The sequence below is a fragment of the Usitatibacter rugosus genome, assembly GCF_013003965.1.
Taxonomy (GTDB): domain Bacteria; phylum Pseudomonadota; class Gammaproteobacteria; order Burkholderiales; family Usitatibacteraceae; genus Usitatibacter; species Usitatibacter rugosus.
Window position 1 is genome coordinate 2,675,742 of sequence record NZ_CP053069.1, and the last position, 20,953, is coordinate 2,696,694.

Below are 20,953 nucleotides of genomic sequence, written 5' to 3' on the forward strand. Positions count from 1 at the left end.
AGATGATCAGACGAGGGATTTGCCGTTGCGGACGAAGGGCGGCTTCACGACGCGGGCGGCGAGCGCCTTGTCGCGGACCTGCACGTGCACGGTGTCGCCGGGCTTGGTGCCCCGCGGCAGGCGTGCCAGCGCGATGGATTGCGAGAGCGTGGGCGAGAACGTGCCGCTCGTGACCTCCCCCTCGCCTTCGGGGGCGAGCACCTTCTGGTGGCCGCGGAGGACGCCGCCCTTGTCGGTGAGCACGAGGCCGAGGAACTCGTTCGACGAGCCCTCCTTCTCGAGCGCGGGACGGCCGACGAAGGCGCGGTCGGTCTTGAGGTCGACGGTCCAGGCGAGGCCCGCGTCGAGCGGCGAGACGCTCTCGTCCATGTCCTGTCCGTAGAGGTTCATGCCGGCCTCGAGGCGCAGCGTGTCGCGCGCTCCGAGCCCCGCGGGCCGCGCTCCGGCGGCGACCAGCTTCTTCCACACGTCCTCGGCGCGATCGGCCGCGAAGGCGATCTCGAAGCCGTCCTCGCCCGTGTAGCCGGTGCGGGCGACCATCATCCCGGCGGCGAGTGCGGCGGAGAACGGCATGAGGTTCTCGGTGTTGGCTTTCGCTTCGGGAAATGCCTTCCAGAAAATCTCGCGCGCGTTCGGCCCCTGGATCGCGAGCAGAGCGCGATCGCGCTGCGGCGTCACGTGCACGGCGAACTGGCCGCGGTCGGCGAGCTGGGTCAGCCAGCGGATGTCCTTCTCGGCCGTGCCCGCGTTCACGACGAGGCGGAAGAAATCCTCGCGGAAGAAATAGACGATGAGGTCGTCGATGACGCCGCCGTTGCCGTCGAGCATGCAGGTGTAGAGCGCCTTGCCGGGGATCTTGAGCTTCTCCACGTCGTTGGCGAGCACGTGGCGCAGGAAGCTTCGCGAGCCGCTGCCCTCGATGTCGACGATCAGCATGTGGGACACGTCGAAGAGCCCGCAGTTCTGGCGCACCGCGTGGTGCTCCTCGATCTGCGAGCCGTAGTGGACGGGCATGTCCCAGCCGCCGAAGTCCACCATGCGGGCGCCTGCGGCGAGGTGGACGGCGTTGAGGGGCGTGGTTTTCAGCAAGATCTCTCCGGTCGCAAAAAAGAAAAAGGGCCAGGCACCATCTTGCCTGACCCCTCTGTCCTTGATACCTGAGAGATTACGGCGCGAGGAACCCTGCCTCGTGCCGCTAGCCCCTTCGGTGGGCGGAATATCCGCCTGCTCTCCAGAGTCCGGGGAACACCCCCGGGTCCGATCGGTCCTTTTGCCTGAGAGTTTGCGGGTGCTACCCCTTCGGCGATCGATCCAGGGTTCTATCCCTCGACCGACTCTCTCCCGATCAGATGGGCGCGATTCTAGCCGCGCGGCGGGAGGTTGTCGATCACGTCGACCATCGCTTCCATCGCCACGGGCTTCACGAGATGGCCGTTGAAGCCCGCTTCGAGCGAGCGGCGGCGATCCTCGGACTGGCCATAACCGGTCATGGCATAGAGGTGGACGCGATCGCCTCCGGGAGCGCGGCGGATCTCGCGCGCGACTTCGTAGCCGTTCATGCCCGGCAGGCCGATGTCGAGGAAGACGATGTCCGGCTTGAGCGATGCCATGCGCGCGAGGGCCTCGGGTCCATCGGTCGACGTCTCGACGTCGTGGCCCATCAGGCGAAGCAGCATCGCCATGCTGGCCCCCGAGTCGGTGTTGTCGTCGACGACGAGGATCGAATGCCTCGGGCCGCGCGACTGCGAAGCCAGGACGTCGCCGGCGGGATCGGCCGCGCCCTTGCCATGGACCAAGGGGAGCTGAACGGTAAAGGTCGAGCCGCGGCCTTCGCCCGCGCTGGCGGCAGCGATGGTGCCGCCGTGCAGCACCGCGATCCGGCGCGCGAGCGTGAGGCCGATGCCCAGCCCGCCCGCCGACCGGTCGAGGTTGCGCTCGCCCTGCGCGAAGAGATCGAACACGCGCTCGATGAGATCCGGCGCGATCCCCTGGCCGTTGTCCTTCACGTGGACGATCGCGTCATCGCCCTCGACACCGAGCTCGATGCGGATGCGCCCGCCTTCGCCGGTGTACTTGGCCGCGTTCGTGAGCAGGTTGGAGAACACCTGCGCCAGGCGCGTGAGGTCGCCGTGCACGATGACCGGTTTGTTCGGCACGACGATTTCGAGGTCGTGCCTGCGCGATTCGATCAGCGGGCGCGTGATCTCGATGGCGCGATGCACCGCACCTGCGAGGTCCATGGGCGTCGACTGAAGCAGGAGCTTGCCGCGCGTGATCCGGCTCACGTCGAGGAGGTCGTCCACGAGGCGGGAGAGCTGCGCCGCTTGCCGGTCGATCACGTCGCGGCACCACGCGACCTCGGGCGCCGGGTCCTGCAGGATGGCGAGGATCCCGACCGCGTTGCGGATCGGCGCGAGGGGATTGCGCAGCTCGTGCGCGAGCATCGCCAGGAACTCGGTGACGTGCCGGCCTTCCTGCTCGAGCGCTTCCATGCGCTTTCGCTCGCTGAGATCGCGCGTGACCTTCGCGAAGCCCACGTGCTCGCTGCGTGCGTTGTAGAGCGGGGTCACGACCACGTCGGCCCAGAAGCGCGTTCCGTCCTTGCGCACGCGCCAGCCCTTGTCCTCGGCGCGGCGGTGGTTGAGCGCCTCTCGGAGCTCCGCCGCCGGCTTGCCCGCGGCGACGTCGGCTTGCGGATAGAACACCTCGAACGAGCGGCCGAGGATCTCGCTGGCGCGAAATCCCGTGATGCGCTCGGCGCCCGCGTTCCAGCTGCTCACGTGCCCCTCGGGATCGAGCAGGTAGATCGCGTAGTCCTGCACGCCGTCGATCAGGAGGCGGAAACGCTCTTCGCTCTGCCGGACGCGCTCTTCCTGCTCGCGGCGCTCGGTCAGGTCGCGGGTCACCTTGCCGAAGCCCACGAGATCGCCCTGATCGTCGCGCAGCGCCGTGATGATCACGTTGGCCCACATGCGCGTGCCGTCCTTGCGCACGCGCCAGCCCTCGTCCTCGAAGCGGCCCGCGTCCCGCGCGCGGGTGAGCTCCTCTTCCGGCCAGCCGCGCTCGATGTCCTCCGGCGTGTAGAACGCGGAGAAGTGGTGGCCGATGATCTCCTCCGGCCGGTAGCCCTTCAGGCGCTCGGCGCCGGCGTTCCAGGAGCGGACGTAGCCCTGCGAATCCAGGACGAAGATGGCGTAGTCGGTGACCGAGGCAACCAGCAACCGGTGCAGCGCATCGTCGTCGTTGAGACCGCGCGACGCATTCTCGTCGGCACGTGCCTGGGGTTTGTTCTGGGAAGCGGTGGCCATCGGAAGTCAGGGTAACGCATGCCCCGGAGCATTGGGACAGTTTTTTGGGATAATTCCCCGATGAAACAACCCCTTCCTGAATTCCTACAAACCGAGCTGCGCACCCTGGAGTCGCAGGGACTGCTGAAATCCGAACGCGTGCTCGATTCACCGCAGGGCGCGAACGTACGCGTTGCCGGCGGGCCGGAGGTGCTCAACTTCTGCGCCAACAACTACCTCGGCCTCGCGAACCACCCGGAGCTCGTGGCCGCCGCGCACGAGTCGCTCGACCGCGACGGCTTCGGCATGGCCTCGGTGCGCTTCATCTGCGGTACGCACGCCGTGCATCGCGAGCTCGAGATGCGCCTCGCGAAGTTCCTCGGCACGGAGGACGCCATCCTCTACGGCTCGTGCTTCGATGCGAACGGCGGTCTCTTCGAGACGCTGCTGGGCGAGGAGGACGCGGTGATCTCCGATGCGCTGAACCACGCGTCGATCATCGACGGCGTGCGGCTGTGCAAGGCCAAGCGCTATCGCTATGCCAACAACGACATGGCCGACCTCGAGGCGCAGCTGAAGGCCGCGGATGCGGCGGACGCGCGCTACAAGATGATCGCCACCGACGGCGTGTTCTCGATGGATGGCATCGTGGCCAACCTTGCGGCGATCTGCGGCCTCGCCGGACGATACGACGCGATCGTGATGGTCGACGACTCGCACGCGGTCGGCTTCATGGGCGAGCACGGCCGCGGAACTCCCGAGCATTGCGGGGTCGAAGGGAAGGTGGACATCCTCACCGGCACGCTCGGCAAGGCATTGGGCGGCGCCTCCGGCGGCTACACGGCGGGCAAGCGCGAGGTGATCGCGTGGCTGCGCAATCGTTCCCGCCCGTATCTCTTCTCGAACACGTTGATGCCGGCCATCGCCGGTGCGTCGATCAAGGTGCTGGACCTCCTCGAAGCCGGCGGCGAGTTGCGTGCGAAGCTGCGCCGCAACGCCGAGCACTTCCGCCGAGACATGACGAAGCTCGGCTTCAAGCTTGCCGGCGCCGGCCATCCGATCATTCCTGTCATGCTGGGCGAAGCGACGCTCGCGAAGGAGATGGCCGACCGGATGCTGAAGGAAGGCATCTACGTCGTCGGCTTCTCGTTTCCCGTCGTGCCGCGCGGCCAGGCCCGCATCCGCACGCAGATGTCCGCAGCCCACGAACCGCAGCACATCGAACGCGCCGTCGCCGCGTTCGCCAAGGTAGGCAAGGAACTCGAGGTGATCGCATGAGAACGCTGGCCAAGACGAAGCGCGAGCCGGGCATCTGGATGGTGGACGCGCCGAAGCCGGCGCTCGGCCCCAACGACGTGATGATCCGCATCCGCAAGACCGCGATCTGCGGCACCGACATGCACATCTACCACTGGGACGACTGGTCGCAGAAGACGATCCCGGTGCCGATGACCGTCGGCCACGAATACGTCGGCACCGTGGAAGCGATGGGCGACGAGGTGCGCGGCCTCGCGATCGGCCAGCGCGTCTCCGGCGAGGGCCACATCGTGTGCGGCCATTGCCGCAATTGCCGCGCGGGCCGACGTCACCTCTGCCGCAACACGCAGGGTGTGGGCGTGAATCGACCTGGTGCGTTCGCGGACTACCTCGTGATCCCCGCCGAGAATGCGTTCCCGATCCCCGACGACATTCCCGACGACATCGCCGCGATCCTCGATCCCTTCGGCAACGCCGCGCACACCGCCCTCTCCTTCGACCTCGTCGGCGAGGACGTGCTGATCACGGGCGCGGGTCCCATCGGCGTCATGGCCGCGGCGATCGCTCGCCACGTCGGCGCGCGGCACATCGTCGTCACCGACGTGAACGACTACCGCCTTTCGCTGGCGAGGCAGATGGGTGCGAGTCGCGCGGTGAACGTGTCCAGCGAATCGCTCGAGTCGGTGATGAAGGAGCTGGGCATGGTGGAGGGCTTCGACGTCGGTCTCGAGATGTCCGGCGTGCCGACGGCGTTTCGCCAGATGCTCGAGGTCATGAACCACGGCGGCAAGGTCGCGATGCTGGGCATCCCGCCTTCGGAAGCCGCGGTCGACTGGACGAAGGTGATCTTCAAGGGGCTCGTCATCAAGGGCATCTACGGCCGCGAGATGTACGAGACCTGGTACAAGATGATCGCGATGCTGCAGAGCGGCCTCGACCTCTCGCCGATGATCACGCATCGCTTCGACGTGAAGGAATACCTGAAGGGCTTTGAAACGATGAGCTCCGGGAAGTCCGGAAAGGTCGTGCTCGACTGGAGCTAGCCGCAGCCGCTTGCGATATATTCGCGCCAACAACAACTCGAACAAGGAGCCGGCGTGGACATCAAGGGGATGGCAAAGATAATCGGCATCGCGGTGGTGGTGATGGTCGTGTGGTCCATCTACAAGGTCTATTTCGTCCACGACCCCGACAACTTCACGTACATGGACGCGCGCCCCCACGTGATCTCGTGGATGTCGGCCAATTGCAAGCAGTACCAGTGCAACTACTCCGGCGGCGGCGACGGCACGGCGATCAAGGAAGAGTTCGAAGTCGAGGACGGCTGGATCTACGTCCTCTCGACCTACATTGCGCCCGATTACGAGGTTGCTGTCCTGGTGCCGCGCGACAAGCCGCGGAACAAGCACATCGTCGAGCTGGAGCGCCCGAAGAAGGCACCCTGAAAAAGGGCCCGCGCGTGCGGGCCCTTCGAAGAAGATTTGGTCGGGGCGAAAGGATTCGAACCTTCGACCCCCTGCACCCCATGCAGGTGCGCTACCAGGCTGCGCTACGCCCCGACCGAGACCGAAATTATACCTGCTGGAGTGCCCTCTTCCCAAGGAAAAGGGCGAGAAAGGACGATCAGGGCTCGAGGAGCTTCAGGATGCCCTTCAGCTCCTTGCGGATGCTCGCCGGAGAGATGGGCTGGGGGACCGTCATGGTGCGCGTGCCGTCGCGCATGGCCGCGCTGGAGCCGGCAGGCGCCGGTTCCTCGAGTCGGTTGCGGGCGCCGTTGATGGTGAAGCCGTGCTCGTAGAGGAGCTCGCGGATGCGCCGGATCAGCAGCACCTCGTGGTGCTGATAGTAGCGGCGGTTGCCGCGGCGCTTCAGGGGTTTCAGCTGCGTGAATTCCTGCTCCCAGTACCGAAGCACGTGGGGCTTCACCCCGCACAACTCGCTTACTTCGCCGATCGTGAAGTAGCGTTTGGCCGGGATGGCGGGAAGTTCAGTCGTCGCCAGGTTCTCCGTGGCCATTGAAGGACTTCTCCACAAGGCTCTTCAGTTTCTGGCTGGCGTGAAAGGTCACGACGCGGCGGGCGGTGATCGGGATCTCCTCGCCGGTCTTGGGGTTACGGCCCGGCCGCTGGGGCTTCTTGCGGAGCTGGAAATTGCCGAAACCCGAGAGCTTGACCATTTCCCCCCGCTCCAGGGCGATCCGGATTTCCTCGAAGAAGGACTCCACCATGTCCTTCGCCTCGCGCTTGTTCAGCCCGACCTTTTCGAACATCAGGTCGGCCAGCTCGGCCTTTGTGAGTGTGACTTTGTCTTTCACGTGCGCGGTTGGGCTTTGAATTGTTGGACTAGCTGATCTCGTATGGAGGCAACCACAACCTCCACCTCAGTATCTGTCAAAGTTCTGTCAGTATCCTGCATAAGTATACGGAACGCAAGGCTTTTTCTCCCCGGCTCGACCCCCTTGCCGCGGTACTGATCGAACACTTCGACCTCTGTCACAAAGGCCGGCAAAGACCCCCGAACGGCTCCCAAAAGGGTCCCAACGGCCACGTTTTCCGGCACCGTGACGGCCAGGTCCCGGCGCACCACCGGCATCCGCGAGACCCCTCCAAAGCGGGTCGCGGGGGCCTCCAGGAGGGCTCCGGCGAGCACCTCGAAGAGCACCGGGGCGAACGGCAGGTCGTGCTTCTGCTGCAGCCGCGGATGGAGCTCGCCCACGAAGCCGATCACCCTCCCGCCCGCCTTCACGACCGCGCAACGGCCCGGGTGGCAGGCCGGATGGGTTCCAGGCTCGAATTCCAGCGCCACGGAGCCCGCCAGGGCCTCCAGGTCGCCCTTGGCGTCGAAGAAGTCCACGCGGCCGGCATTGGCACCCCAGCCCCACTGTTCGGGCTCGCGCAGGCCATAGGCCAGGGCCGCGAGGCGCTCGGGCTGGGCTTCCACGCTCGCCTCGTCGCGATCGAAGCAGCGGCCGATCTCGAACAGGCGGGCGCGCTCCTCGCCGCGGTTCAGGTTGGCCGCAAGGGACGCGACGAGGCCGCCCACGAGGCTGGTGCGCATCACGTCCATCGTGCTGGCGATGGGATTGGCGAGGCGCACGGGCTTCTCGTTGCCCGCGAACTCGCGCTCCCACTCGGCCGGGACGAAGCTGTAGTTGATGACCTCCTGGTAGCCGAGGTCGGCGGCGATGTGGCGAAGCGCGAATCGGTCGCGGGCGCCTTCGCGCGTGCGCAGCATCGGCACGCTCGCACGCGGAGGGGTCGCGGGAACGTGGTCATAGCCCCGCACCCGGGCGATCTCCTCGACGAAGTCCTCCTCGATCGCGAGGTCGAAGCGCCACGAAGGCGGCGTCACCTGCATCGCGGCACCCTCCTTCTGCACCTTGCACGACAGGCGCTCGAGGATCCGGACCATTTCGTCATCGGCGACTGCGTAGCCGAGCAGCAGGCGGACGCGATCGGGACGCACGCGAACCGCGGAACGCTTCGGCAGCTCGCCCAGCGCCTCGGTGACGGGACCGGCCTTGCCGCCGCAGATCTCCAGCGTGAGCGCGGTGGCGCGCTCGAGCGCGGAGCGGGATCCGGCGAAATCGACGCCGCGCTCGTAGCGATACGCCGCGTCGCTGGTGAGCTGCAGGGCCTTCGCCTTGCCCTGCACCGCCTCGGGATCGAAGAAGGCGGACTCGAAGAACACGTCGGTCGTCGCGTCGCCCACCATCGTCGCGTGGCCGCCCATCACGCCGCCCAGCGCCACGGGGCCGCTGTCGTCGGTGATCGCGAGCAGGCTGGGGCGGTAGTCGACTTCCTGGTCGTTCAGCAGCTTCACGCGCTCGCCGGCCCTCATGAAGCGAACGTCGATGCCGCCCTTCAGCTTCGCGTCGTCGAAGGCGTGCATCGGTTGCCCGCGCTCGAGCATCACGTAGTTGGTGATGTCCACGAGCGGGCTGATGGAACGCAGGCCCGCGCGCTCGAGGCGCCGGACCATCCAGCCGGGGGTCGCGGCCTTCGCATCGATGCCCTTGATCACGCGGCCGTTGTAGGCGCCGCAGGCCTTGCCGTCGGTGATGCGGATGCTTCGCTTCGCATCGATCGCGACCGGAGCGGGCTCCGCCTTCGGCGGACGAAGTGCCGATCCCGTCAGCGCGGCAACATCGCGTGCGATACCGAGCATCGACAGCGCGTCACCGCGGTTGGGCGTGAGCTTGAGGGTGAGATAGACGTCGTCGAGATCCAGGTACGTGCGGATGTCCTGGCCCACGGGCGCGTCGTCCGGCAGCACCAGCAGGCCCGCGTGATCCTGCGAGAGGCCCAGCTCGCGCGCGGAGCACAACATGCCGTTGGATTCCGTGCCGCGCAGCTTGGCCGCCTTGATCTCGAGGACCTTGCCGTCCTCCAGCGGCAGCTTGGCGCCGATCAGCGCGCAGGGCACCTTCTGGCCCGCGGCGACGTTGGGTGCTCCACAGACGATCTGCAGCGTGGTGCCCGTGCCCGCGTCGACTTCCGTCACGCGAAGCTTGTCGGCATTCGGATGCGGCGCCACGGATTTCACGTGGGCCACGACGATCTTGTCGAAGGAAGCCGCGACCGGCGTGACCTCCTCCACCTCGAGCCCACCCATGGTGAGCACGCGGGAGAGCTCGTCGACGGACAGCTTCACGTCGACCAGCTCGCGCAACCAGTTGACCGAGACCTTCATCGGAATTGCCTCAGGAATTTCAGGTCGTTCTCGAAGAACAGGCGCAAGTCGTTCACGCCGTACTTGAGCATCGCGAGACGGTCGAGGCCCATGCCGAAGGCGAAGCCGGAATACTTCTCGGGGTCGATGCCGACGTTGCGAAGCACGTCGGGGTGCACCACGCCCGCACCAGCGATCTCGAGGTATTTGATCTCGCCACCCTTGTTCTCCCACTCCATGTCGATCTCGACGCCCGGCTCCACGAACGGGAAGTACGACGGGCGGAAGCGCACGCCGATGTCGTCGCGCTCGAAGAACGCGCGGCAGAACTGCGTGATCGTGCCCTTCAGGTCCGCGAGGCTGATGCCTTCGTCGACCCACAGGCCCTCGACCTGGTGGAACATCGGCGAATGCGTCGCGTCATGGTCGACGCGATAGACGCGCCCCGGGCAGATGATGCGGATCGGGGGCGTGTGCGACTTCATGTAGCGGATCTGCACCGGCGAGGTGTGCGTGCGCAGCACGCGCGACGACCCCTCGACGTAGAACGTGTCCTGCATGCTGCGCGACGGATGGTTCGGGAACATCCGCAGCGCGGTGAAGTTGAGCTCGTCGTCCTCGATCTCCGGACCGTCGGCGACCGCGAAGCCCATCGAGGCGAAGAGCGCCTCCACGTGCTCCTGCGCCCGGGTGATGGGATGGAGGCCTCCCGAGGATTGGCGGCGTCCCGGCAGCGTCACATCCACGGCCTCGGCCGCGAGCCGCGATTCCAGCTCGGTGTTCTTCAGCGATTCGAGCTTGCCCGCGATCGCCTGCTCGATGCCGACCTTCATGCCATTGAGCATCTGGCCCTGGGCCTTCTTCTCCTCGGGGGAGAGCTTGCCCATCGCCTTCATGCCTTCGGTGACGCGGCCTTCCTTGCCCAGGTACTTCGCCTTCACGTTGGCCAGGTCGGGCTCGCTCCCCGCGCCCGCCACGTCGCGCACGGCCTCTTCGAGGACCTGCTTGCGCCACGACTCATCGAACATCGCGTTCTCCCCCGCTGCATCAACAAAAAAAGGGGCTCATCGCTGAGCCCCTTTCGTTTTTTGTCGTCTGACTAGGCGCCGAGGCTAGCTTTGGCCTGTTCGACGATCTTCGCAAACGCCGCCTTGTCCATCACCGCGAGGTCCGCGAGGACCTTGCGATCGATCTCGATGGCGCCCTTCTTCATGCCCGCCATGAAGCGGCTGTAGGAGAGGCCTTCGATACGGCACGCGGCGTTGATGCGCGTGATCCACAGCGCGCGGAAGTCGCGCTTCTTGTTGCGGCGGTCCCGGTAGGCGTACTGGCCCGCCTTCATCACCGCCTGCTTGGCGATCTTGAAGACGTTGCCACGGCGGCCGCGGAACCCCTTCGCGGCGGCTAATACTTTCTTGTGCTTGGCTTTGGCGGTGACGCCACGTTTGACGCGAGGCATGGCTTATCTCCTCAACCGTAAGGAAGCATGGCTTTCACGGAAGCGGCATTGGTCGCGTGGACCCCGGCCGTGCCGCGAAGCTGGCGCTTCGACTTGGTGGTTCGCTTGGTGAGGATGTGGCGTTTGCCGGCCAGCGTGCGCTTCACCGAGCCGCTGCCGCGGACCCGGAAGCGCTTGGCGGCGCCACTCTTGGTCTTCATCTTGGGCATGGAATTGCCCTCCTTTTCGCTACGTTGGTGCAGCAGGTGGCGGAACCCTTCCGCGCTTTCGAACCTGAAGACACCTTGTTCAACCCCCGCCACGGGCGGGGCCCTGCAAGCTACTTTTTCTTCGGCCCGATGATCATGATCATCTGGCGGCCTTCGAGTCGCGGCCACTGCTCCACGACGCCAAATTCCTTCAAATCGGCTTCGACGCGCTTGAGAAGGGCCATGCCCAGCTCCTGGTGCGCCATCTCGCGTCCGCGGAAGCGCAACGTGACCTTGGTCTTGTCTCCCTCGGTGAGGAAGCGGGTCAGGTTGCGGACCTTGATCTTGTAGTCGCCGTCGTCGGTGCCAGGGCGGAATTTCACTTCCTTCACCTGGATCTGCTTCTGCTTCAGCTTCGCCTCGTGCGCCTTCTTGCTCTCCCGGTACTTGAACTTGCCGTAGTCCATCAAACGGCAAACGGGGGGCTTGGCGGTGGGGGCGATCTCGACGAGATCGATCTCCTTCTCTTCCGCGAGCTTCATCGCTTCAGCCAGGGTGACGATGCCGAGGGGTTCGTTGTCGATGCCGACCAGACGAATCTCGGGCGCGTTGATCTCCCCGTTGATGCGTACCGATTTGTCTTGAGCTATGGGTAAAAATCCTCAGTTAATCAATCACGTGCCGGACATTTCTGAAGTTACTTCGAGAAGTGTGCGGCGCCACGGAGAACCAGAAATTAAGGGCCTCGAGCCGGGCTCCAACTACGGCCCTTGCCGAGACCCTCCGGTTCCCGCTGCTTGGCGTCCTGTGCCGAGGCACGAACGCGTGAGCTGTTTGAACGCTATGTTCCCGAATTTTATACGTTATTTGACCTGCGGGCAAACAGGGCAGCGAGGGGCCCGCGAGCCCCGCGCCGCTACTGCCGGGCCGCCACTTCCGCCTTGATCCGCTCGACGAACTCCGCGATCGGAACGGGCGCCAGGTTCTCCCCCGCCCGGTTGCGCGCGGAGACCGTGCCGGCCTCCTTTTCCTTGTCGCCCAGGACGAGCTGGTACGGCACCTTCTGGACGCTGTGCTCGCGGATCTTGTAGTTGATCTTCTCGTTGCGCAGGTCCACCTGGACGCGGATGCCATTCAGGCGAAGGACAGCCTCGACCTCCCTCACGAACGCTTCCGTGCGGTCCGTGACGTTCATCGCGACCACTTGGACCGGTGCCAGCCACACCGGCAGCGCCCCGCCGTAGTGCTCCAGCAGGATGCCGATGAAGCGCTCGAAGGAGCCCACGATCGCGCGGTGCAGCATCACCGGCACCTTGCGCGTGTTGTCCTCGGCCACGTACTCGGCCCCGAAGGCGCCCGGCATATTGAAGTCCACTTGCATCGTGCCCAGCTGCCACACGCGGCCGATCGCGTCCTTCAACGAGTACTCGATCTTCGGACCGTAGAACGCGCCCTCGCCCGGCGTCACCTCGAATTCGCAGCCGGACTGGCGCAGTGATTCCATCAGCGCCGCCTCGGCCTTGTCCCAGGACGCGTCGGAGCCCACGCGCTTCTCGGGCCGCGTGGCGATCTTGTAGATGATGTTCTCGAAGCCGAAGTCCTTGTAGACCTTCTGCAGCAATGACGTGTAGGCGAGGCATTCCGGGAGGATCTGCTCCTCCGTGCAGAAGATGTGGCCGTCGTCCTGCGTGAAGCCGCGCACGCGCATGATCCCGTGCAGCGCGCCCGAAGGCTCGTTGCGGTGGCACGCGCCGAACTCGCCATAGCGCAGCGGCAGCTCGCGGTACGAGCGCACGCCCTTGTTGAACACCTGCACGTGGCCCGGGCAGTTCATCGGCTTCACGGCGAAGTCGTGCTTCTCCGACTCCGTCGTGAACATGTTGTCCTTGTAGTTCTCCCAGTGGCCGCTCTTCTCCCACAGCGAGCGCGAGAGGATCTGCGGGCAGCGGATCTCCTGGTACCCGTTGTCCTGGTAGACCCGGCGCATGTACTGCTCCACCTGCTGCCAGACCGCCCAGCCCTTCGGGTGCCAGAACACCATGCCCGGGGCCTCATCCTGCAGGTGGAAGAGGTCCAGCTGCGTGCCGAGGCGGCGATGGTCGCGCTTCTCCGCCTCCTCGAGCATGTGCAGGTAGGCCTCCTGGTCTTCCTTCTTGGCCCACGCCGTGCCGTAGATGCGCTGGAGCATCTCGTTGCGATGGTCGCCGCGCCAGTACGCGCCGGCGACCTTCATCAGCTTGAAGACCTTGAGCTTGCCCGTCGAAGGCACGTGCGGCCCGCGGCAGAGGTCGATGAAATCGCCCTCGCGGTAGAGGCTGATGCCCTGCTCCGACGGGATGGACGCGATGATCTCGGCCTTGTACTTCTCGCCGATGCCCTTGAAGAACTCGACGGCGTCGTCGCGCTTCCACTCCTCGCGCGAGACCGGGATGTCCTTCTTCGCGATCTCGCCCATGCGCTTCTCGATGGCCGCCAGGTCCTCGGGCGTGAAGGGCCGCTTGTACGCGAAGTCGTAGTAGAAGCCGTTCTCGATCACGGGGCCGATCGTCACCTGCGCGTCGGGAAAGAGCTCCTTCACCGCGTAGGCGAGCAGGTGCGCCGTCGAGTGGCGGATGAGGTCCAGGCCATCGGCGTCCTTGTCCGTGACGATGGCGAGCTTCGCGTCGTGGTCGATGCGAAACGACGTGTCGACGAGCGTGCCGTCGACCTTGCCGCCGAGCGCCGCCTTGGCGAGGCCCGGGCCGATGGAAGAAGCGACCTCGGCCACCGAAACCGGATTGTCGAATTGCCGGACCGAACCGTCCGGGAGCGTGATGGCAACCATGTTTGCATTCCTTAAAAGAAAAAAGCGCGGTCGAGCCGCGCTTTTTCGTAGACGAAAAGGGTCCGCGCCCGTCCTACCGGGTTTTCCTTTGCAGCGTAGTCGGCGGTCTCATAACCATGTCGGCCCTTTCAGCCCGTTCTGAGAGGTCATTTTACCTCAGTTGCCCGGGTCCTTCACGTTCTCGAACTTGTCGAACTCGACGTTCCAGGGCTTGCCGCCCACCATCTTCACTTCGCGCAGGTAGACGTTCTGCACCGCCTGGCGCGTCGCGGGGTCGATCGACATCGGGCCGCGCGGGCTTACCCACTTCAGGCCCTTCATCGCCTCGACGAGCTGCTCGCCCGTGGCACCGGGGCCCGCCTTCTTCACCGCCTCGTAGATGACGTGCATGCCGTCGTAGCCGCCCACCGAATGGAAGTTGGGCCGCATGCCGTTGTTGGCCTTCATCATCCCCTCGACATACGCCTTGTTCTCGGGCGACTCGTGCGCGGCCGAGTAGTGGAACGAGGTGACCACGCCCACCGCCGGGGCGCCCATGCTCTCCAGCAGGTCGTCGTCGGTGACATCGCCCGTGCCGATCATCCGGATGCCGGACTTCTTGAGGCCGCGGTCGTCGAACTGCTTCATCACGGAGAGCCCCTCGCCCGAGGGCACGAACACGAAGAGCGCCTCGGGCTTGGCGTCGCGCGCGCGCATCAGGAACGGCGCGTAGTCGGGGTTGCGCAGCGGGGTGCGGATCGCCTCGACGATCTCGCCGCCGTTCGCCTTGAAGACCGCGTGGAAGGCCTTCTCCGCGTCCAGCCCCGGGCCGTAGTCCGTGACCATCGTGACCACGCGCTTGATCTTGTTCTTCGCGGCCCACTCGGCGATCGGCCCGGTGACCTGGGGCAGCGTGAAACCGGTGCGGACGATGAAGGGCGAGCGGGTCGGGATCATCGCGGTGGCCGCGGCCATCACGATCATCGGCACCTTCGCCTCGGTCGCCACGGGCGCAGCAGCGAGCGCCAGCGGCGTAAGGCCGAAGCCCGCGAGCACCGTCACCTTGTCCTGGACGACCATCTCCTGTGCGATGCGCTTGGTCGTCTCCGGTGCCAGGCCCGTGTCGTCGCGAACGATGAGCTCGACCTTGCGGCCGGCCACCGTGTCGCCGTTCTTCGCGATGTAGAGGCGCACGGCGGCCTCGATCTGCTTTCCGGTGGAGGCGAACGGCCCCGTGAGCGGCAGGATCAAGCCAATCTTCAGCGGATCGGCGGCGTGCACGGCGAGCGGCAGCGCGCCCAGCAGGACCGTCGCGGCGAGGCGCGAGAGCCAGGTGCGGCGCGAGAGAGCGAGGGATGTCTTCATGGTTTCCTCCGGGTCGGGTGCTTCATCGTTGTTCTTCGGGCCAGTACAGGCGCATCGGGTTCGCCACGAGCATCTTCCTCTGCAGCTCGGCCGTTGCCGCGATGTGCGGAATGATATCCACCAGCAAGCCGTCGTCGGGCATGGGGTCCTTCAGGTTCGGGTGCGGCCAGTCGGTGCCCCACAGCACGCGGTCGGGAAAGGTCTCGACGATCCTGCGCGCGAACGGGATGACGTCGCGATAGGCGTGGCGTTCACCGCCGCGCGCGGGCGGGCCGGAGACGCTGAGGCGTTCCGGGCAGCTTACCTTCGACCAGATGTTGCGATGCTCGCGCAGCATCGCCACGAACGACTCGAATGCGGGTCCGTCCACCGGCTGCGTCACGTCCGGGCACGCCATGTGGTCCAGGACCACGATCGTCGGCAACGCGGCGAGGAAATCCCGATGCGTGGGAAGGTCCGCTGACTCGAGGTACACGACGACGTGCCAGCCGAGCGGCTCCACGCGCCGCGCGATCTCCAGCAGTGCGGCGGCCGGCGTGGAATCCGCGAGTCTCCGGACGAAGTTGAAGCGCACGCCACGAACCCCGGCCGCATGCAGCTCGCGCAACTCAGAGTCCGTCACGCCGGGCCGCACGGTCGCGACCCCGCGAGCCTTTCCGCCCGAATGACGAAGCGCATCGGCGAGCGCGCGGTTGTCGGCTCCGTGGCAGGTGGCCTGCACGATCACGTTGCGCTCGAAACCGAGGCGGTCTCGCAAGGCGAAGAGGTCGTCCTTCGACGCGTCGCACGGCGTGTACTTCCGCTCCGGAGCGTAGGGAAACGCCGCACCCGGGCCGAACACGTGGCAATGCGCATCCACGGCGCCGCGAGGCAACGCGAAGCGCGGCCGCGAAGGCGCGGGATGGAACGGGAGCCATCCCGGCGTCACCTCGAAGGCGCGATCAATCGATGTACTTGAGGCCAGCATTCGCCAGCGCCTCCCGCATCTTGTACATGTCGAGCCCGAGCTCGCCGGCGGCGAGGCGCTTGCGCTTGTCGCCCTCGTTCGCTTCGCGCGCCGCCGCGGCATCCGCCACCTGGGCCGCGAGGGCCGAGGGCACCACCACCACGCCATCGTCATCGGCCACGACGACATCGCCGGGATTCACCGCGGCGCCGGCGCAGATCACGGGCACGTTCACCGATCCCAGCGTCGCCTTCACCGTGCCCTTCGCGCTGATCGCGCGCGAGAACACCGGGAACGGCATCGCCGCGAGGTCCTTCACGTCGCGGACGCCGGCGTCGATGACCAGGCCGCGAGCGCCCCTCGCACGGAAGCTCGTCGCCAGCAGCTCGCCGAAATGGCCGTCCTCGTTGTCGGTCGTGCAGGCGGCGACGACGATGTCGCCCTCGCGGAGCTGCTCCGCGGCCACGTGCAGCATCCAGTTGTCGCCGGGCTGCAGCAGCACGGTCACGGCCGGGCCGCACAACCGGGCGCCTGCGTACACAGGGCGCATGTACGTCTTCATGAGCCCCGCGCGGCCCATCGCCTCGTGCACGGTGGCCACCCCGAAACCCGCGAGGCGCTCCACCGCGGCGCGATCGGCGCGCGCGATCGCGCGGCGAACGATGCCCAGGTTGTTCATGCTCAATGCCCTCTCCGGCGGAGCGCCGCGTCCAGCCGCGGATAGACGCGGCGCACGTTGCCCTCGTAGATCTGCTTGCGCTGCTGTGGCGTGAGCGCCGCGGCCTCGATGTAGCGCTTGGTGTCGTCGTACGCGAAGCCCGTCTCCGGGTCGATGCCGCGCACGGCACCGATCATCTCCGAAGCGAAGAGGACGTTCTCCACCGGGATCACCTTCGTGAGCAAATCGATGCCGGGCTGGTGGTAGACACACGTGTCGAAGAAGATGTTGTGCAGCAGGTGGTCGCGCAGCAGCGGCTTCTTCAGCATCTCGGCCAGCCCGCGGAACCGGCCCCAGTGATATGGCACGGCCCCACCCCCGTGGGGGATGACAAGCCGCAGCGTGGGGAAGTCCCTGAAGAGATCGCCCGACAGGCATTGCATGAAGGCCGTGGTGTCGGCGTTGAGGTAATGCGCGCCGGTCGCGTGGAAGCAGGCGTTGCAGCTCGTGCTCACGTGGACCATCGCGGGAATGTCGTATTCGACCAGCTTCTCGTAGATCGGATACCAATGACGGTCGGTCAGCGGCGGCGACGTCCAGTGCCCGCCCGAAGGATCCGGATTGAGGTTCACCCCGACGAAGCCGTACTCCTTCACGCACCGCTCCAGCTCGGGGATCCAGGTCGCCGGATCGACGCCCGGCGATTGCGGCAGCATCGCCGCGCCGATGAACTCATCGGGAAACAGGCCGGCCACGCGGTGGCACAGCTCGTTGCAGATGGCCGCCCACGCAGAGCTGGTCTCGAAATCCCCGATGTGGTGCGCCATGAAGCTCGCGCGCGGCGAGAAGATCGTGAGGTCGATGCCCCGTTCCTTCATCTTCTTCAGCTGGTTCGAGGCGATGCTCTCGCGCAGCTCGTCGTCGCCGATCTTGAGCTCCGAGGCTTTCGGCGTCGCGGCGGGGTTGCCGAGGGCCGCGACCTGGCGGTTCCGCCACGCTTCGAGCGCCGGGGGCGCCGTGGTGTAGTGGCCGTGGCAATCGATGATCATGCAGCCCTTCCCTTCCACGTGGATGCCGGGATCATGACATCGCCGCGCATGATGAGGCGCGCCGTGCGCAGCAACGCGGCCCGCGTGACCGATTGCGGGTTGGCGGGATCCACCTCGAGCTCGACGCTGAATTCGCCGGTCGGATGCTCGACCGACACTTTCTTCACCAGGCCGGACGGCATCACGGCCACGCCGTCGCAGACCGAGCCTTCCAGCACGCACGCGGTCGCCACGGTGACCGCCGCGAGGACACCGATGGCGTCATGGCATACGTGGGGAATGAAGCTGCGCGTGCAAAGGCTGCCGCCCGAGCGCGGCGCGGCGATGAGCGTCATCTTGGGATAGTTCTTCGGCGTGACGTCGCCCAGGCCCATGGCGTGGCCGCACGCGACGCGCAGGCGCTCGAGACGGCCCTTGAGCTCCGTGTCGGCGTTGAGCCGCGCCACGTCTTCGTAGCCGGTGCGGCCGACCGATCCCGCGCGCAGCATCACGAGCGGCATGCCGTTGTCGATGCACGTGACCTCGATGCCGTCGATCACGTCGCGCACCCGGCCGGTGGGCAGCAGGCCTTCGCAGACCGACCCAGCGGTGTCGAGGAAGTTGATCGAGACCGGCGCGGCACTGCCGGGCACGCCATCGATGCGCGCATCGCCTTCGTACTCGACACGTCCGCCGTGGGTCTGCACGCGGATGTCGCACTGCATGTCGGTGTTGCGCGTGAGGACGCGGAACGTGCTGGTCTCGCCCTGCGCCTTCACGAGGCCGGTTTCGAGCGCGAACGGCACCACGGCGGCCAGCATGTTGCCGCAGTTGGGCGTGGTGTCGACGGTATCCAGCTCCGGCTGGAGCTGGGCGAAGAGGAAGTCGAGGTCCACGCCGGGCTTGCTGCCGGGCGAGACGATGCCGACCTTGCTCGTGAGCGGATGCGCTCCTCCCAGGCCGTCGATCTGGCGCTTGTCCGGCGAGCCCATGACGGCGAGCAGCACCGCGTCACGCGCCGCAACGTCGGCCGGCAGGTCGCTCGCCGAGAAGAACGGGCCCCGTGAGGTGCCGCCCCGCATGAAGAGGCAGGGAATTGCGGTTTGAATGGAGCCCTCCTCCTGGCCGCTCCCGAGCGGCCGATGCCGAAGTTTGCCTTTGCCCGCCCCCTCATAGAATCCACTTGGAGCACTATCAGATATGCCTTTTCGGCATGGCTCACCGAACCCGCCGGAGATACCATAGCGATGGAGATTCCATGGACCTGAAACAGCTCGAATACTTCGTCCGCGTGGTGGACCTGGGCGGCTTCAGCCGCGCCGCGCGCGTGATGGGGGTCGCCCAGCCCGCGATCAGCCGCCAGGTGCGCGGCCTCGAAGTGGAGCTGCGCCAGAACCTGCTGCTTCGCAACGGCCGGGGCGCGGTGCCCACGGAGGCCGGCAAGCGGATGCTCCTGCATGCCCGCGGCATCCTCCAGCAGATCGAGCGGGCTCGGCACGACATCGACGAATCGCGCGGCGCCCATGTCGGCAAAGTTGTCGTGGGCCTGCCGCCGACGCTGGCGCGCCACCTCACGCTGCCGATCGTGCGAGAGTTCCGCCATTCGCACCCGCAGGCCACGCTGTCGATCGTCGAGGGCCTCTCCTCCACCATCCTGGACATGCTGGGCGACGGCCGCATCGACATCGGCCTCGTGTACAACCCCTCGCCCACCGCGGCTTTCGACGTGCGCACGCTCTACGAAGAGGCCCTGTGCCTCGTGGGCGCGCGCCGCAAGCCCGCCGAGCCGCGCACCGTGCGCCTGCAGGACCTCCCCGGCTTTCCGCTACTGATCCCGAGCCGCCCGCACGCGATCCGACGCCTGGTCGAGACGCGCCTCGCGAGCCTCGGCCTCCAGCCGCAGATCGCGATGGAGATCGACGCCGTTCCCGCGATCCTCGATCTCGTCGCCGAAGGCCACGGCTATGCCGTTCTCTCGCCCCGCGCGGTACAAGGCGCGTCCATGGCGGCACGCCTGCACGCCCGGACCATCGTCCAACCCCACCTGAAGAGCGCATTGGCAGTCGCGACGTCTGCCCAGCGCCCGTCGACGCCGCTGCTCCAGTCGACGGTCGCGCTGATCGACGCTCTCGCCACGCGCAACAGCTCTCCGAGGAGAACCCGATGAATACACAAACCCGCCGCCCGCCGTTCCGTGCCGATCACGTGGGCAGCTTCCTGCGGCCCAAGAAGCTGCTCGATGCCCGCGACCAGCACAAGGCCGGAACGCTCCCGGCCGCGGGGCTGCGCGCCGTCGAGGACGACGCGATCCGCGACGTCGTGCGCTTCCAGGAGAACCTGGGGCTGACGGGCATCACGGACGGTGAGTTCCGCCGGACGTTCTTCCACACCGACTTCCTCACCAAGCTCTCCGGCGTCACGACGCAGGGCGGCATCAACGTGAGCTTCCACAGCGCGACGGGCAACGTGGACTTCGCCCCGCCGGTCATGAAAGTGGCCGGCAAGGTGAGCCACGACGTGCCGATCCAGCGTGCCGACTTCGAATTCCTGAAGGGCGCGACGAAGCGCACGCCCAAGGTCACCATTCCGTCGCCGACCATGCTGCATTTCCGCGGCGGCCGCGGCGCGATCAGCAAGGAGGCCTATCCGGACCTCGAGGCGTTCTACGCCGATGTCGCGAAGGCCTACCAGGCGGAGATCGCCGACCTCGCCGCGGCCGGCTGCACGTACCTGCAGCTGGACGACACCAACCTCGCCTACCTGTGCGACGCGAAGATGCGGGAGGGCGCAAGGTCTCGCGGCGACGATCCCGACGAGCTCCCGCGCCGCTACGCACGCCTCATCAACGCCGCCATCTCCGAGCGGCCCGCGAGCATGACGGTGTGCGTGCACCTCTGCCGCGGCAACTTCAAGAGCGCGTGGGCGGCCGAGGGCGGCTACGAGCCGGTCGCGCAGGTGCTCTTCAACGAGCTCGCGGTGGACGGCTACTTCCTCGAGTACGACGACGCCCGCTCGGGCGACTTCGCACCGCTCCGCCACGTGCCGAAGGGCAAGACCGTCGTGCTCGGCCTCGTGAGCACGAAGGTGGGACAGCTCGAGAGCAAGGACGACTTGAAGCGCCGCGTCGATGCGGCCGCGAAGCTCGTGCCGCTCGAGCAACTATGTCTCTCGCCCCAGTGCGGGTTCTCCAGCACGGTGCACGGCAACGACATCGCGGTCGAATCGCAGACGAAGAAGCTCGAGCTCGTGGTGCAGACCGCCCGCGACATCTGGGGCAGCGTCTAGAGCTCC

General features: G+C 66.6%; 20 protein-coding genes, 1 tRNA gene and 2 riboswitches. Of the genes, 5 read left to right on the top strand and 16 right to left on the bottom strand.

What is annotated here, in order from left to right:
- Window positions 1-6: 6 nt before the first annotated feature.
- Both gcvT and DSM104443_RS12585 read right to left on the bottom strand, forming a co-directional pair.
- Window positions 7-1,089: a glycine cleavage system aminomethyltransferase GcvT gene (gcvT, locus tag DSM104443_RS12580; RefSeq protein ID WP_212756650.1), complete on the bottom strand. Its 1,083-nt coding sequence runs from the start codon at window positions 1,087-1,089 to the stop codon at window positions 7-9.
- Window positions 1,090-1,134: 45 nt separating this feature from the next.
- Window positions 1,135-1,245, bottom strand: a riboswitch (glycine riboswitch).
- Between the two features lie 7 nt (window positions 1,246-1,252).
- A riboswitch (glycine riboswitch) is annotated at window positions 1,253-1,354 on the bottom strand.
- A 7-nt stretch (window positions 1,355-1,361) separates the two neighbouring features.
- Complete coding sequence (locus DSM104443_RS12585) at window positions 1,362-3,308, bottom strand: hybrid sensor histidine kinase/response regulator (RefSeq protein WP_212756652.1); 1,947 nt, start codon at window positions 3,306-3,308, stop codon at window positions 1,362-1,364.
- Window positions 3,309-3,368: 60 nt separating this feature from the next.
- Here DSM104443_RS12585 and DSM104443_RS12590 point away from each other — a divergent pair, with 60 nt between their 5' ends.
- The 3 genes from DSM104443_RS12590 to DSM104443_RS12600 all read left to right on the top strand — a co-directional run bounded on the left by DSM104443_RS12590 (window position 3,369) and on the right by DSM104443_RS12600 (window position 5,989).
- Complete coding sequence (locus DSM104443_RS12590; protein WP_171092733.1) at window positions 3,369-4,565, top strand: glycine C-acetyltransferase; 1,197 nt, start codon at window positions 3,369-3,371, stop codon at window positions 4,563-4,565.
- Complete coding sequence (tdh, locus tag DSM104443_RS12595; RefSeq protein WP_171092735.1) at window positions 4,562-5,587, top strand: L-threonine 3-dehydrogenase; 1,026 nt, start codon at window positions 4,562-4,564, stop codon at window positions 5,585-5,587. Before DSM104443_RS12590 ends, tdh begins: the two co-directional genes overlap by 4 nt.
- Before the next feature lie 69 nt (window positions 5,588-5,656).
- The gene (locus DSM104443_RS12600; RefSeq protein ID WP_171092737.1) at window positions 5,657-5,989 is read left to right on the top strand and encodes a hypothetical protein; all 333 of its coding nucleotides are present in this window, start codon (window positions 5,657-5,659) and stop codon (window positions 5,987-5,989) included.
- Between the two features lie 37 nt (window positions 5,990-6,026).
- Here DSM104443_RS12600 and DSM104443_RS12605 read toward each other — a convergent pair.
- The 14 genes from DSM104443_RS12605 to DSM104443_RS12670 all read right to left on the bottom strand — a co-directional run bounded on the left by DSM104443_RS12605 (window position 6,027) and on the right by DSM104443_RS12670 (window position 18,744).
- Window positions 6,027-6,103 (bottom strand) — tRNA-Pro (locus DSM104443_RS12605).
- Window positions 6,104-6,167: 64 nt separating this feature from the next.
- A complete protein-coding gene (locus tag DSM104443_RS12610) occupies window positions 6,168-6,560 on the bottom strand; it encodes a MerR family transcriptional regulator (RefSeq protein WP_171092739.1) in 393 nt (130 codons plus the stop codon).
- Window positions 6,532-6,813, bottom strand: a complete 282-nt coding sequence (locus DSM104443_RS12615; RefSeq protein ID WP_076022546.1) for an integration host factor subunit alpha — start codon at window positions 6,811-6,813, stop codon at window positions 6,532-6,534. Before DSM104443_RS12615 ends, DSM104443_RS12610 begins: the two co-directional genes overlap by 29 nt.
- A gap of 41 nt (window positions 6,814-6,854) precedes the next feature.
- Window positions 6,855-9,236: a phenylalanine--tRNA ligase subunit beta gene (pheT, locus tag DSM104443_RS12620; RefSeq protein ID WP_171092741.1), complete on the bottom strand. Its 2,382-nt coding sequence runs from the start codon at window positions 9,234-9,236 to the stop codon at window positions 6,855-6,857.
- A complete protein-coding gene (pheS, locus tag DSM104443_RS12625) occupies window positions 9,233-10,243 on the bottom strand; it encodes a phenylalanine--tRNA ligase subunit alpha (protein WP_171092743.1) in 1,011 nt (336 codons plus the stop codon). Before pheS ends, pheT begins: the two co-directional genes overlap by 4 nt.
- Before the next feature lie 71 nt (window positions 10,244-10,314).
- Window positions 10,315-10,674 carry a 50S ribosomal protein L20 gene (rplT, locus tag DSM104443_RS12630; RefSeq protein ID WP_171092745.1) on the bottom strand — a complete coding sequence of 120 codons (360 nt, stop codon included), beginning with the start codon at window positions 10,672-10,674 and terminating at the stop codon, window positions 10,315-10,317.
- Between the two features lie 11 nt (window positions 10,675-10,685).
- On the bottom strand, window positions 10,686-10,883 hold the full coding sequence (gene rpmI / locus DSM104443_RS12635; RefSeq protein WP_171092747.1) for a 50S ribosomal protein L35: 198 nt from the start codon (window positions 10,881-10,883) through the stop codon (window positions 10,686-10,688).
- A gap of 110 nt (window positions 10,884-10,993) precedes the next feature.
- The gene (infC, locus tag DSM104443_RS12640; RefSeq protein ID WP_171096478.1) at window positions 10,994-11,512 is read right to left on the bottom strand and encodes a translation initiation factor IF-3; all 519 of its coding nucleotides are present in this window, start codon (window positions 11,510-11,512) and stop codon (window positions 10,994-10,996) included.
- Window positions 11,513-11,778: 266 nt separating this feature from the next.
- Entirely contained in the window at window positions 11,779-13,686 is a 1,908-nt protein-coding gene (thrS, locus tag DSM104443_RS12645) for a threonine--tRNA ligase (RefSeq protein WP_171092749.1), read from the bottom strand.
- Window positions 13,687-13,842: 156 nt separating this feature from the next.
- Window positions 13,843-15,030 carry an ABC transporter substrate-binding protein gene (locus tag DSM104443_RS12650; protein WP_171092751.1) on the bottom strand — a complete coding sequence of 396 codons (1,188 nt, stop codon included), beginning with the start codon at window positions 15,028-15,030 and terminating at the stop codon, window positions 13,843-13,845.
- A 22-nt stretch (window positions 15,031-15,052) separates the two neighbouring features.
- A complete protein-coding gene (locus tag DSM104443_RS12655) occupies window positions 15,053-15,997 on the bottom strand; it encodes an amidohydrolase family protein (protein ID WP_171092752.1) in 945 nt (314 codons plus the stop codon).
- Window positions 15,972-16,655 carry a 4-carboxy-4-hydroxy-2-oxoadipate aldolase/oxaloacetate decarboxylase gene (gene ligK / locus DSM104443_RS12660; protein WP_171096479.1) on the bottom strand — a complete coding sequence of 228 codons (684 nt, stop codon included), beginning with the start codon at window positions 16,653-16,655 and terminating at the stop codon, window positions 15,972-15,974. The genes DSM104443_RS12655 and ligK overlap by 26 nt, the downstream gene beginning before the upstream one ends.
- Before the next feature lie 2 nt (window positions 16,656-16,657).
- A complete protein-coding gene (locus DSM104443_RS12665; protein WP_171092755.1) occupies window positions 16,658-17,683 on the bottom strand; it encodes an amidohydrolase family protein in 1,026 nt (341 codons plus the stop codon).
- The gene (locus tag DSM104443_RS12670; protein WP_212756654.1) at window positions 17,680-18,744 is read right to left on the bottom strand and encodes a 4-oxalomesaconate tautomerase; all 1,065 of its coding nucleotides are present in this window, start codon (window positions 18,742-18,744) and stop codon (window positions 17,680-17,682) included. Before DSM104443_RS12670 ends, DSM104443_RS12665 begins: the two co-directional genes overlap by 4 nt.
- A gap of 176 nt (window positions 18,745-18,920) precedes the next feature.
- Here DSM104443_RS12670 and DSM104443_RS12675 point away from each other — a divergent pair, with 176 nt between their 5' ends.
- Together DSM104443_RS12675 and DSM104443_RS12680 are read left to right on the top strand one after the other, a co-directional pair.
- Complete coding sequence (locus DSM104443_RS12675; RefSeq protein ID WP_171092757.1) at window positions 18,921-19,829, top strand: LysR substrate-binding domain-containing protein; 909 nt, start codon at window positions 18,921-18,923, stop codon at window positions 19,827-19,829.
- A complete protein-coding gene (locus DSM104443_RS12680; protein ID WP_171092759.1) occupies window positions 19,826-20,947 on the top strand; it encodes a 5-methyltetrahydropteroyltriglutamate--homocysteine S-methyltransferase in 1,122 nt (373 codons plus the stop codon). Before DSM104443_RS12675 ends, DSM104443_RS12680 begins: the two co-directional genes overlap by 4 nt.
- Window positions 20,948-20,953: the final 6 nt, after the last annotated feature.